Origin of the sequence: Methylobacterium sp. J-068, from assembly GCF_022829445.1 — a bacterium.
In the GTDB taxonomy this organism is placed as follows: Bacteria; Pseudomonadota; Alphaproteobacteria; order Rhizobiales; family Beijerinckiaceae; genus Methylobacterium.
The window spans coordinates 243,991-256,340 of the sequence record NZ_JAKSXY010000125.1 but is presented as its reverse complement, the minus strand read 5'-3'; the positions used below and the strand labels follow the sequence as shown (position 1 = coordinate 256,340).

Below are 12,350 nucleotides of genomic sequence, written 5' to 3'. Positions count from 1 at the left end.
CGATACTACCCACCTTCGATCAGGCGAACGTATTCGGCTTGCCGCCCATCGTAGGCCCGATTCGCCACGGCTTCGAGTTGATCCCGCCGCAGCACGATGACGCGCCCGCGCCGCGATCCGATATGCCCGGCCCCCTCCGGATTCTGGAGGGCCGGCGTGACGCCGCCCCGTCGAACGCCCAGCATGACCGCGAGGAAGTCGTGCGTCAGGGTCGGTTCGTCGCCGTCGACGCGATCGTGGCACATCAGCGGCCAGCGCGCGAGCCGGACCTCGGCGACGAAGAGGGCGCTGACGTAGGCCGCCGGGCGACCGACCGCATGCAGTCGAAGCTTGCAACTCGGACAATCGAAGACGCTCGACGAGGGCAAGTGCCAGTCAATGATCGGAGCACACGCGATTTCCCAACCGGTCGTGCAGATACAATCGAGCAGCCGGTGGACGAGCAGCCGGTGGAAAATCCTAGCCGACAACCTGAAGCTTATCCAATAAAAGGTGCTGTATCGTCTGGTAGCATACAAATCCCAATGTTTGATATCATACGCAGCCGATCTGGTGACTTCACACGGTCGCGTTTTCGATTACAAAAAGAGGCATAATCAGTGTGTTTCTGTTCGATTAACATTTGATAGATTAAGGCCGAGCCGATGGGGACGGACAAGCTTTCCTTGATCCCCCTGGTCGATATCCATGAGACCGTCGGGATGAACCGGTGGGATGCCTTGCGCGTGACGATCGGGAGCCTGTGAGGCGATGACCGCGTCGAACGCCGTCGCCGGCGAGAGCCGGTCCGGCCCATCGCCCGGGGGGCCGAGGAACGCGCTGATCCGGCGCCTCGGTCACTTCGCGGCTTTGTCCACGGACGAGCAGGCATTGCTCCTGCACCATTGCGCCCAGGCCCGCACCTACCCGGCCCAGGCGGATCTGGTGCGGGAGGGTGAGTCACCGGACGGCATCCTCGTGGTGCTGGAGGGCTTCGCCTGCCGACAGCAGTACCGGAACAACGGTGCCCGCCAGATCACCGCCTACCTCCTGCCGGGGGATCTCTGCGATTGGGACCCGGCGCTGGGCGGCCGCCTGGACGATGCGGTGAGCACCCTCTCGCCGTGCCGGGCGGCCCGCATCCCGAGGGAGGCCCTGCTGCGCGAGGCCCTCGGCCCGCATTCGGGTCTGGAGCGCGCCCTGCGCATGAGCCATCTCACCGACGAGTCGACCCTGCGCGAATGGGTGGTCAACATCGGATGCCGCTCGGCGGTCGAGCGGATCGCCCACCTGTTCTGCGAACTTCATGTCCGGCTCACGGCCGTGGGTCTGGCCGCCGAAACCGGCTTCGACTTCCCCCTGACCCAGAACGATCTCGCGGTGACTGTGGGCCTGTCGGACGTGCATGTGAACCGCTCGCTCCAGGCCCTGCGTCGAGAGCGCCTGATCGCCTTGAAGAGCCGCCACCTGACGATCCTCGACTGGGACGCGTTGGTGGACCTCGCGGAATTCAACCCCGCCTACCTGCGTTTCGGACGCTTCCCGGTGTCCTGAACCGATGCGGGACGCCGAGGACGCGATGCGGCGCCCCGGACCTGCGGACAAGCGGGCTCGGTCTCGCGTCGCTCAGGGTTTCGGCGCGGTCTGCGGGTCGGTGGTGCCGGTATCCTGCTCCGCCCGGTCGTCCGCCGCCTCGTCATAGGCCTGCAGCCAGGCCGTGCGGTCCTGCGTCCCCTCGGCGTAGGGGCAACGCTCGCGCGGCTTGCCGTAGAGTCGCGCGTTGCGGCCCTGGATGAAGGGGCTGTCGCTCGCCGTGGCGCCTTCGCTCATCTCTGAACTCCCTGTCACACCGGATCGCACGCGGGCGAAAGGCCCATCAGAGATCCGAACCCCATGAGAGGTCCGAACCCCATGAGAGGTCCGGACCCCATGAGAGGTCCGAACCCGTGGCCGACCCGATGGAAACCCAACCCGAAACCGCTCGATCGGGTTCAGAAAGTGTAGCGCGGCCGAATCGCACCCGCGTCGGGCGCGCTCCACATCGGCGACCCGGCGGGTTTCGGGGCCTTCGCATTCGAGATTGTCCTCGACACGGAACCAATCGATGGAGCATGGATTGCGCCTTGCAGTGCTCATCCGGGTACCGCGATACACGCCGGAGGATCGTCCGGCTCCGGGGTCACGCCACCGTCGATCAACACCGCCGGCCGCAGCGCCGGCAGGAATTGGGGAACCGATCTCTCGTGCCGAGCCGTGGACCGATCGAGGCGTATGACACCGCCATCACGACCCTTCCGACGTTGCGTCGCGGGTCTCAGCTTCACGAGACCGAACGGCGCCTCAACGCGGTCCTGAACAACGCCTCGGTGTCGATCTTCCTGATGGATGACCGCCAGCACTGCGTCTACATGAACCGGGCGGCGGAACTGCTGACCGGCTTCACCCTCGCCGAGGTGCTCGCGCGCGACTGCCCGCTGCACGACGTGGTGCATCACACCTATCCCGACGGGCGCCCGTTTCCCCTGGCCGAATGCGCCATCGACCGTGCTTTTCCCGAGAACAACCAGGAGCGGGGGGAGGAGGTGTTCGTCCACAAGGACGGGCATTTCTATCCCGTTGGCTTCACCGCGAGCCCGATCCGGGACGATGCCGCCAACATCATCGGCACGATCATCGAAGTGCGGGACATCACCGAGGAGAAGGCGGCGTCCGAGCGCCAACGCCTCCTGACGAACGAACTGAACCACCGCGTGAAGAACACCTTGGCGACGGTCCAGTCGATCGCCGCGCAGACGTTCCGGGGCCGGACGGACCAGGTGGCGCGGCAGATGTTCGACGCCCGTATGGTCGCCCTGTCCAACACGCACAACGTGCTCACCGCCGAGAATTGGGAGAGCGCCAGCCTGCGCAGCGTGGTCGAGTGCGCGCTGGCGCCTCACGCCCTGGCGGAGATCGACACGGCGCGCTTCGATCTCGTCGGCCCCGACACCCGGCTGCACCCCAAGGTCGCCGTCACTCTCGCGATGGCCCTGCACGATCTGATGACCAATGCCGCGAAGTATGGCGCCCTCTCGGTTCCCGAGGGCCGGGTGAGCGTGCGCTGGACGCTGGAGCCGGTCGGGGCCGGGGAGCGCCTGAAGCTCGACTGGACGGAGAGTGGTGGTCCCACCGTCGCGGAGCCGACGCGGAAAGGTTTCGGCACGCGTCTGATCGAGCGCCAGCTGCCGATGGAGTTCGAGGGAACGGCGGTGATCGGCTACCCGCCGGGCGGCGTCGTCTGCCACCTCGAAATCCCCCTGACCGCTCTGGGCTGGCACGGCCGCGACGTCGTGCTGGGGCGCGGGCTCTGATGGCGCGGCTCGAGGGTCGACGGGTTCTCCTGGTGGAGGACGAGAGCCTGGTGGCGATGCTGGGCGAGGACATGCTCCTCGAACTCGGCTGCGAGGTCGAACTCGCCATGCGGCTCGACAAGGCGCTGAGCCTCGCGCGCGGCGGCGACTTCGACATGGCGATCCTCGACGTGAACCTCGGGGAGACCTGCAGCTATCCCATCGCCGACGTGCTCTTCGAGCGCTGCATCCCGTTCATCTTCGCCACCGGCTACGGAACCGCCGGTATCGAGCCTGCGTACAACGCGATTCCGGTGATGCAGAAGCCCTATCAGATCGGGCAGATGGCGACGCTGCTGCGCCATCTCCTCGCTTGCGAGACCCTGGCGCAGAAGGGCACCGATCCGGGCAAGGCGCTGACCTGCACCTGCGCCGTCGGTTTGGGTACGCGTGGTCCGACGCAGATCCGCGCGGACTGACACGCCCGTTGCTGCGGCCTTCGGTCCGGGCCCGGTGACGCTTGGCGCCGGACCTTTCCGGTGCATGTCGCGTTCGCCTCTCACGAGCCGCGAACACCTGAGCGCATGCAGATCCATCTCGACGCCCTCGGAGGGGTCGCGGGCGACATGTTCGCCGCTTCCCTCCTTCACGCCTTCCCGGAGCACGAGGCCGGGGTGATCGCCAGCATCCGCGCTGCCCTGCCCGAGGTGTCCTGCGAAACCTTGCGCCACAACGACGGCATCCTCGACGGGCGCCGCTTCGTCGTCGCCAGGCCGGGCGCGCCGGACCACGACATGTCCGGGCATCGGCACGCCCATCATCACGGCGCGGATCACGCCCACGTCCATGCGCACCGGCCCTGGTCGCGCATCCGTGACGAGCTTCAAGGCGCGCCGCTCGCGCCGGCCGTTCGCACGCACGCGATCGGGATCTTCTCCCGCCTCGCCGAGGCCGAGGCGCGCGTCCACGGCATCGGCGTGGATGCGGTCGCCTTCCACGAGGTCGGGGCCTGGGACTCGATCGCCGACATCGTCGCGGCCGCGCACCTGATCGCCGCCCTCGAGGCCACGGCCTGGAGCGTGTCGGCCCTGCCGCTCGGATCGGGCCGGGTTCGGACGCAGCACGGCCCCCTGCCGGTGCCGGCCCCCGCCACGAGCCTGCTCCTCGAAGGCTTCGCGACCCTCGATGACGGCATTCCCGGCGAGCGCGTCACCCCGACGGGCGCCGCCATCCTGCGCCACCTGCGCGCGATCGTGCCGCCGGCGGCGGCCGGCCCGCGCCTCCTCAAGGCCTCGGGCATCGGGTTCGGTACCAGGACGCTGCCCGGCATCAGCAACTGCCTGCGGGTCCTCGTCTACGAGGAGGACGAGGCTGCGCCGCGAAGATCCGCCGAGCACCGCGAACTCGGCGTCATCGAATTCGAGGTGGACGACCAGTCCGGCGAGGATCTCGCGATGGGGCTCGACCGCCTGCGCGCCCATCCCGACATCTTCGACGTCGTGCAGATGCCGGTCTTCGGCAAGAAGGGCCGGATGATGATCCATGTCCGGGCGCTCGCCCGCGCCAGCGCGATCGAGGGCGCCATCGCCGCCTGCTTCACCGAGACGACCACGATCGGCCTGCGCCACCGTATCGTTTCCGGGGCCGCCCTGCCGCGCCGGCTCGAAACCGTGGCGGTCGAGGGGCTCCCCGTCCGCGTGAAGATCGTCGCCCGTCCCGACGGCGCGAGTGCCAAGGCGGAGGCCGACGACGCCTTGGCGCGCGAGGGCCATGCCGGGCGGGCCGCCCTGCGCCGGACGGCCGAGGCGATGGCGCTGCGCGACCACGCCGGTTTCGGAGACGACGCGTGAGCGCGGAGCCCCAAGAGCGTCTGGCCGCCGTGCTCGCCGGGATCGGCCCCCTCGCGGTCGCGGTGAGCGGCGGCGTCGACAGTCTGACCCTGGCGGCCCTGGCGCACCGCGTCCTCGGCGCCGAGGCGGCGCTGATGGTGCACGCGGCGTCGCCCGCCGTTCCGGCCGAGGCCACGGCACGCGTACGGGCGGAAGCGGCCCGCGCGGGTTGGACCTTGCGCGTGGTCCAGGCCGGCGAATTCGCCGATCCGAACTACCGGGCGAACCCGGTGAACCGCTGCTTCTTCTGCAAGACCAACCTCTACGGCACCATCCGGGCGGTCAGCGACCGCACGATGGTCTCGGGCGCCAATCTCGACGATCTCGGCGAATATCGCCCCGGTCTCGACGCCGCTCGCGAGCATGCGGTCCGCCACCCCTACATCGAGGCGGGGTTCGACAAGGCGGCCGTGCGCGCGCTCGCCCGCGCCCTCGGCCTCGGGGAGGTGGCGGACTTGCCGGCGGCGCCCTGCCTCTCCAGCCGTGTCGAGACCGGAATCCGGATCGAGCCCGAGACCCTCGCGTTCATCCATGCCGTCGAGAGCCTCGTCGGCGGCGCGCTCGGGGTTTCGGCGGGGGCCAAGCGCGCCGTGCGCTGCCGCGTGCGCGCCGCCGGAATCGTGGTCGAACTCGATCCGGACAGCCTCGCGGTTCTCGACGCGGATCGGCGCGGCGACCTCGCCCTCCGCATTCGCGCGACAGCCCCGCTCGGCCTGCCCGAGGCGCCGGTGCGCTTCATGGCCTACCGGACCGGCAGCGCCTTCCTGACGGGGCCTTCCGCATGAGTGTCGGCGACGAGTTCGTCCTCGATTTCGCCCGGCCCGAGCGGATCGGCCTGGAGGAGGCGATCTATGCGGCGGGCAAGTCCCCGGTGCAGATCGACGCCATCCTGGAGGCCGCGGCCGCGCGCGGCGCCTCCCTGCTGCTGACCCGCCTCGACCCCGACAAGCACGCGGCCCTGGCCGAGGCGCATCGCCGCCGGATCGATTATTGCGGCGTCTCGCGCACCGCCATCTTCGGCACGCCCCGGCCGCTGAGGGGCCCGTCCCGGATCGGCATCGTGGCCGCCGGGACGTCGGACGTTCCGGTGGCGCGCGAGGCCGAGCGCACATTGGCCTATCAGGGCCATGCCGCGACGCTGTTCGCCGATGTCGGCGTTGCGGGTCTCTGGCGCCTGACCCGCCGCCTGGAGGAGATCCGGGCGCTCCCGGTCCTGATCGTCGCGGCCGGCATGGATGCCGCGCTGCCCAGCGTCCTCGGCGGCCTCGTCGCCAGCGCCCTGATCGCGGTGCCGACCTCCGTCGGCTACGGCGTCGCGGAGGGCGGGCGCACCGCCCTCGACGCCATCCTGGCGAGCTGCGCGCCCGGGATCACCGTGGTCAACATCGACAACGGCTACGGTGCCGCCTGCGCGGCGATGCGCTGGCTCCACGCCGCGCGGATGCTCGCCTCCGCCGCCTCGGAGCCGACCTGAGATGCCGTCCCACATCGTCCATCACGGAGACCGAACATGGAACGCCGCAGCTTCCTTCAGGGCGCCGCCCTCGGCGCCGGCCTCGCCGCGACCAGTTCCGCCGGGGCGGCCGTGACCGCGCCGGGCCTGCCGGAGACCCGGCCGAAGGACCCCGCCGACCTGCCCCTCGTCACCGATCCCGGCGAGCGCCGGGGCGAGATGCTCTACCGCCCGTTCGGACGGCACGCCGAGAAGATCTCGGCCATCGGCATGGGCGGCTTCCACCTCGGCAAGAACGCGGTCTCGGACGACGAGGCCACCCGCTTGATCCATTCGGGCATCGAGCGCGGCATCACCTTCATGGACAATTGCTGGGACTATAACGGCGGCCGCTCGGAACTGCGCATGGGCGTCGCGCTCTCACAGGGCGGCTACCGCGACAAGGTGTTCCTGATGTCCAAGATGGACGGGCGCACCAAGCAGGAGGCGATGCGCCAGATCGACGAATCCCTGAAGCGTCTGCGCACCGACCGCATCGACCTCGTCCAGCACCACGAGATCCTGCGCTACGACGATCCCGACCGGGTCTTCGCCGAGGGCGGCGCCATGGAGGCTTTCGTGGAGGCTCGGGCTGCGGGCAAGCTGCGCTACATCGGTTTCACCGGTCACAAGGACCCGCGCATCCACCTGCAGATGCTCGAAGTCGCGGCGGAGCGCGGCTTCCACTTCGATTCCGCGCAGATGCCTCTGAACGTGATGGACGCGCATTTCCGCTCGTTCGGCCACCTCGTGCTGCCCTATCTCGTGCGGGCCGGCATCGCGGCGCTCGGCATGAAGACCTTCGGCGACGGCGTGATCCTGAAGAGCGACGCGCCGATCAAGCCGCTCGAATACTTGCACTTCAGCCTCAACCTGCCGACCACGGTGGTCATCACCGGCATTCAGAACCAGCGCGACCTCGATCAGGCCTTCGAGGCGGTGAAGACCTTCAAGCCGATGGACAAGGCCAAGGTCGCGGAGTTGCTGGAGCGCAGCAAGCCCTATGCGCTCCAGGGCAAGTACGAGCTGTTCAAGACCAGCGCGACCTTCGACGGCACGGCCAAGAACGCGGCCTGGCTCGGCGACGACGTCGAGGGCGTGCAGAAACTGGCACCCACGATGGAGTGATCAACCGGCGGCAGGGCCAGTCCCTCGGGACCGGCCCTGCCGAGCGGGCGTGAGGCGGATTCAGCTCTCCTTGAAGCCGTAATCCGGCACGCCCTCCTCGTTGCCGTAATACTTGTAGGGCAGGAACTTGCCCGAGAGGTTCATCTTCACCCGGTCGCCCTTGTTGTTGGGCTCGCGCTCCATCGTCATGTTGAAGTCGATGGCCGACATGATGCCGTCGCCGAAATCCTCCTGGATTAGCTCCTTCCAGGTGGTGCCGTAGACCATCACGAGTTCGTAGAAGCGGTAGATCAGCGGGTCGGTCGGCGGCATCTGCGCGATCGAGCCGCGATAGGGGGCCTCGTTCAGCATGCGCTCCTCGGCCTGGGACAGGCCGAACAGGGCGGCGGCCTTGGCGGCCTGGGCCTTCGGAAGCTTCATCTGGCCCATGCAGGCGGCGGTGATCAGGATCGGCGAGATGCCGCCGATCTCCTCCTGAATGTGTTTCCAGGTCCAGCCCTTCTCACGCTTGATGTCGAGGAGCTTCTCGGTGAGGTCTTCGCGCTTCATGGGCAACGTCCTGGGCTCGCAACGGGAGGCCGCGCGGTCGGCGGCATCGGAGCCGGACGAGCAAGGGGCGGACCACGGCCGGGCCCGGCCGATGCGGCGTCGAGGGGACGCAGGGGCGAGCGTCCAGACGGCCAGGGATGCGTCCCCGCATCGACTGCTGCGGGATTTCAGACCCGAACTGCTCAATTTCAGGGCAGATTCGCACAACCTGCCCGTCAGCTTGGCTTTCGACGCCCTCGGATGACCGGATCCGACCCGAATCAGCTCCGCAGGCCGGGAGCCTCCTGCCCGGTGCGGGCGACGTATTCGGTGTAGCCGCCCCCATACTGGTGAATCCCGTCCGGGGTCAGTTCGAGCACGCGGTTCGAGAGCGCGGCCAGGAAGTGCCGGTCGTGGCTCACGAAGAGCATCGTGCCCTCGTAATTCGCGAGGGCGGCGATGAGCATCTCCTTGGTGCCCATGTCGAGGTGGTTGGTGGGCTCGTCGAGGACGAGGAAGTTCGGCGGGTCGAACAGCATCTTGGCCATCACGAGCCGGGCCTTCTCGCCGCCGGAGAGCACGCGGCAGCGCTTCTCCACGTCGTCGCCGGAGAAGCCGAAACAGCCGGCCAGCGCCCGGAGCGAGCCCTGGCCCGCCTGCGGAAAGCTGGCCTCAAGGTCCTGGAACACCGTCAGGTCCCCGTCGAGGAGGTCCATGGCGTGCTGAGCGAAGTAGCCGAGCTTGACGCTGCCTCCGACCGCGATGCTGCCGTCGTCGGGGCGCGCCGTGCCGGTCACGAGCTTGAGCAGCGTGGACTTGCCGGCGCCGTTGATGCCCATCACGCACCAGCGCTCGCGCCGGCGGATCGAGAAATCGAGGCCCTCGTAGATGCTGCGGCTGCCGTAGCGCTTGTGCACGTTCTTGATGATGACGACGTCGTCGCCGGAGCGCGGCGCCGGCTGGAACTCGAACGCGATCGATTGCCGGCGCTTCGGGGGCTCCACCCGCTCGATCTTGTCGAGCTTCTTCACCCGGCTCTGGACCTGCGCGGCGTGGCTCGCGCGGGCCTTGAAGCGCTCGATGAACTTGATCTCCTTGGCGAGCATGGCCTGCTGGCGCTCGAACTGCGCCTGCTGGTGCGTTTCGTTCAGCGCCCGCTGCTGCTCGTAGAAGACGTAGTCGCCCGAATAGGTGGTCAGCGTGCCGCCGTCGATCTCGATGACCTTGGAGACGATTCGGTTCATGAACTCGCGGTCGTGCGAGGTCATCAGAAGCGCGCCCTCGTAATCCTTGAGGAAGGCTTCGAGCCAGATCAGGCTCTCGAGGTCGAGGTGGTTGCTCGGCTCGTCTAGGAGCATCACGTCCGGGTTCATCAGCAGGATGCGGGCGAGCGCCACGCGCATCTTCCAGCCGCCCGAGAGCTTGCCGACGTCGCCGTCCATCATCTCCTGGGAGAAACTGAGGCCCGCCAGCACCTCGTAGGCGCGGCCCTCCAGGGCGTAACCGTCGAGTTCCTCGAACCGGGCCTGGACCTCGCCGTAGCGCTCGATCAGGGCCTCCATCTCGTCGGCGCGGTCCGGATCGGCGAGCGCGTGCTCCACCAGCTTCAGTTCGGCGCCGATCTCGCTGACCGGGCCGGCGCCGTTCATCACTTCCGAGACGACGCTGCGGCCGGACATCTCACCGACATCCTGGCTGAAATACCCGATCGTGATGCCGCGATCGGTGGCGACCTGGCCCTCGTCGGGCTGCTCCTCGCCGGTGATCATCCGAAACAGGGTGGTCTTGCCGGCGCCGTTCGGGCCGACGAGGCCGACCTTCTCGCCCTTCTGGAGGGCGGCGGATGCCTCGATGAAGACGATCTGGCGGCCGTTCTGCTTGCCGATTTTTTCGAGGCGGATCATGGGGTCACGATCATGGGATCAAGGGGGCTGGGGGTTGCAGCGGCCTTACGGCATGCGCGGCCCCAGGGGTAGTGCAGGGCCGCACCGGAGCGCTCTGTTTCCATCTAGCGTCCGCGATGGTCCTCGGGGCACGGCCGGGGTAACCTGGCGCACGCCTCCTCCACACCGGTCCCGCCCGTCGCCTCATGCTCCACACCGGCTACAACCCGGCGCTCGTCGCCCTGTCCGTCTCCATCGCGGTCCTCGCATCGTATACGGCGCTCGATCTCGGCAGCCACGTGCGGAGCGCCGCGAGCGGCCCGCGCTGGGCCTGGATCGCGGGCGCGGCGGTGGCGATGGGCGGCGGCATCTGGTCGATGCACTTCGTCGGCATGCTGGCCTTCGAGATGGGCATGCCGGCGGCCTACGACCTCGGCCTCACCCTGCTGTCGCTCGGCCTCGCGATCGGCTTCACGGGCGCCGCCTTCGCCTGGATCGGCCGCAGGGGCGCCGCGACCCGCGACATCCTGATCGCCGGCCCGGTGATGGGGCTCGGGGTCGCGGCCATGCACTATACCGGCATGGCCGCGATGCGGGTGCCGGGCAATCTCGCCTATCATTGGCTGGTGGTCTGGGTCTCGGTGGCCATCGCGGTCACGGCCGCGACGACCGCCCTGTGGCTCACCTTCCGGCAGAACAGCGTCTGGCAGAAGCTCATCGCCGCCTGCGTGATGGGCGTCGCCGTCGCGGGCATGCACTACACCGGCATGGCGGCCGCCACCTTCACCGCCGAGGCGGCCGGGGCGCACGCGGCCCATGCCGCGGAGCTGGATCATGCCCAGCAGAACCTGGCGCTCGCGGTCGCGGGCGCGACCTTCCTGATCCTGTTCCTGGCGATGCTCGCCGCCTCCTTCGACCAGCAGCGGGTCGGGGGCGAGTTGCGCGCCAGCGAGGCCCGCTTCCGCGCCGCCGTGCAGGCCGTGCGGGGCGTCCTCTGGACCAACGATGCCGAGGGCCGGATGGTGGGCGAGCAGCCCGGCTGGAGCGCGATCACGGGCCAGACCCGGTCCGAATACGAGGGCTACGGCTGGGCGGCGGCCGTACACCCCGACGATGCGCAGGCCAGCATCGAGGCCTGGAACGAGACGGTGCGGGCGCGCCGGACCTTCATGCACGAACACCGCGTGCGCTCGGCCGACGGCACCTGGCGCCACTACGCCATCCGGGCCATCCCCGTCCTCGATGCGCGGGGCGCCATCCGCGAGTGGGTCGGCGTCCACACCGACATCACCGAGCAGCGCCAGGCCGAGGCGGAGCTGCGCGAATCGAACGAGGAGATCCAGCGCTACGCCTACATCGTCAGCCACGACCTGCGGGCGCCCCTCGTCAACGTGATGGGCTTCACCAGCGAGCTTGAGACGACGCGGGAGGACGTGCGCGCGGCGCTGCAGGACCATCCGCGGGCGGCGGGGATCGACGCCGATCTCGCCGAGGCCCTCGGCTTCATCAAGGCGGCCGTGACCCGGATGGAGAGCCTGATCGCCGCCATCCTGAAACTCTCGCGCGAGGGCCGGCGCACCTTCGCGCCCGAGCGCCTCGACATGACGGCATTGCTGCGGCGGATCGCCGACGCCCAGCACCACCAGACCGAGAGCGCGGGCGCGCGCGTGATCGTCGCGCCCGACCTTCCGGAGGTCACGGCCGATCGCCTCGCGGTCGAGCAGGTCTTCGGCAACCTCATCGACAACGCGGTGAAGTATCTCGACGATGCGCGGCCCGGGCGCATCGAGGTCACGGCTCAGACGGTCGGCGGCGGCCGGGTCCGGTTCAGCGTCCGTGACAACGGGCGGGGCATCGCGGCGCGCGACCATGCCCGCGTCTTCGAGTTGTTCCGGCGTTCCGGCGCGCAGGACAAGCCGGGGGAGGGCATCGGGCTCGCCCACGTCAAGGCGCTGGTGCGCTCGCTCGGCGGCCGGATCGAGGTCGCCTCGGAATTCGGCGTCGGCACAACCTTCAGCGTGACGCTGCCGCGCGAGAGCGCTACAGGTCAGGGACAGGACGTGCCGCCGGTGCGGCTCGCAGCGGAATGAGGCCGAGGCCCAGCGTGAACGCCGTCGAAATC

12 protein-coding genes are annotated in these 12,350 nt (G+C 69.0%); 8 read left to right on the top strand and 4 right to left on the bottom strand.

Features of this window, described 5'->3' with window-relative positions; all coding sequences use genetic code 11:
* Window positions 1-5 precede the first annotated feature (5 nt).
* The gene (locus tag MKK54_RS24220; RefSeq protein WP_244015170.1) at window positions 6-368 is read right to left on the bottom strand and encodes a helix-turn-helix domain-containing protein; all 363 of its coding nucleotides are present in this window, start codon (window positions 366-368) and stop codon (window positions 6-8) included.
* A 382-nt stretch (window positions 369-750) separates the two neighbouring features.
* Here MKK54_RS24220 and MKK54_RS24215 point away from each other — a divergent pair, with 382 nt between their 5' ends.
* The gene (locus MKK54_RS24215; RefSeq protein ID WP_244015168.1) at window positions 751-1,533 is read left to right on the top strand and encodes a Crp/Fnr family transcriptional regulator; all 783 of its coding nucleotides are present in this window, start codon (window positions 751-753) and stop codon (window positions 1,531-1,533) included.
* A 72-nt stretch (window positions 1,534-1,605) separates the two neighbouring features.
* On the opposite strand, the gene MKK54_RS24210 is transcribed toward MKK54_RS24215, so the two are convergent.
* Window positions 1,606-1,809 (bottom strand): Rmf/CrpP family protein, encoded by a 204-nt coding sequence (locus MKK54_RS24210; protein WP_244015166.1) that lies wholly within the window; start codon window positions 1,807-1,809, stop codon window positions 1,606-1,608.
* Between the two features lie 413 nt (window positions 1,810-2,222).
* Between MKK54_RS24210 and MKK54_RS24205 the strand changes: the two genes are divergently transcribed.
* The 6 genes from MKK54_RS24205 (at window position 2,223) to MKK54_RS24180 (ending at window position 7,817) form a co-directional block, all read left to right on the top strand.
* Window positions 2,223-3,329 (top strand): sensor histidine kinase, encoded by a 1,107-nt coding sequence (locus MKK54_RS24205; RefSeq protein WP_244015164.1) that lies wholly within the window; start codon window positions 2,223-2,225, stop codon window positions 3,327-3,329.
* Window positions 3,329-3,787 carry a response regulator gene (locus MKK54_RS24200; protein WP_244015162.1) on the top strand — a complete coding sequence of 153 codons (459 nt, stop codon included), beginning with the start codon at window positions 3,329-3,331 and terminating at the stop codon, window positions 3,785-3,787. The genes MKK54_RS24205 and MKK54_RS24200 overlap by 1 nt, the downstream gene beginning before the upstream one ends.
* Before the next feature lie 105 nt (window positions 3,788-3,892).
* A complete protein-coding gene (locus MKK54_RS24195; RefSeq protein WP_244015160.1) occupies window positions 3,893-5,158 on the top strand; it encodes a LarC family nickel insertion protein in 1,266 nt (421 codons plus the stop codon).
* Window positions 5,155-5,982: an adenine nucleotide alpha hydrolase gene (locus MKK54_RS24190; protein WP_244015158.1), complete on the top strand. Its 828-nt coding sequence runs from the start codon at window positions 5,155-5,157 to the stop codon at window positions 5,980-5,982. The genes MKK54_RS24195 and MKK54_RS24190 overlap by 4 nt, the downstream gene beginning before the upstream one ends.
* The gene (larB, locus tag MKK54_RS24185; RefSeq protein WP_244015155.1) at window positions 5,979-6,671 is read left to right on the top strand and encodes a nickel pincer cofactor biosynthesis protein LarB; all 693 of its coding nucleotides are present in this window, start codon (window positions 5,979-5,981) and stop codon (window positions 6,669-6,671) included. The genes MKK54_RS24190 and larB overlap by 4 nt, the downstream gene beginning before the upstream one ends.
* Before the next feature lie 36 nt (window positions 6,672-6,707).
* Window positions 6,708-7,817, top strand: a complete 1,110-nt coding sequence (locus MKK54_RS24180; RefSeq protein WP_244015153.1) for an aldo/keto reductase — start codon at window positions 6,708-6,710, stop codon at window positions 7,815-7,817.
* A gap of 60 nt (window positions 7,818-7,877) precedes the next feature.
* Here the strand turns inward: MKK54_RS24180 and cynS are convergent, their stop codons facing one another.
* The gene (gene cynS, locus MKK54_RS24175) at window positions 7,878-8,366 is read right to left on the bottom strand and encodes a cyanase (RefSeq protein ID WP_244015151.1); all 489 of its coding nucleotides are present in this window, start codon (window positions 8,364-8,366) and stop codon (window positions 7,878-7,880) included.
* 260 nt (window positions 8,367-8,626) lie between these two features.
* Window positions 8,627-10,249: an ABC-F family ATP-binding cassette domain-containing protein gene (locus MKK54_RS24170; protein WP_244015149.1), complete on the bottom strand. Its 1,623-nt coding sequence runs from the start codon at window positions 10,247-10,249 to the stop codon at window positions 8,627-8,629.
* Between the two features lie 185 nt (window positions 10,250-10,434).
* Here MKK54_RS24170 and MKK54_RS24165 point away from each other — a divergent pair, with 185 nt between their 5' ends.
* Entirely contained in the window at window positions 10,435-12,318 is a 1,884-nt protein-coding gene (locus MKK54_RS24165; RefSeq protein ID WP_244015147.1) for an MHYT domain-containing protein, read from the top strand.
* Window positions 12,319-12,350 lie beyond the last annotated feature (32 nt).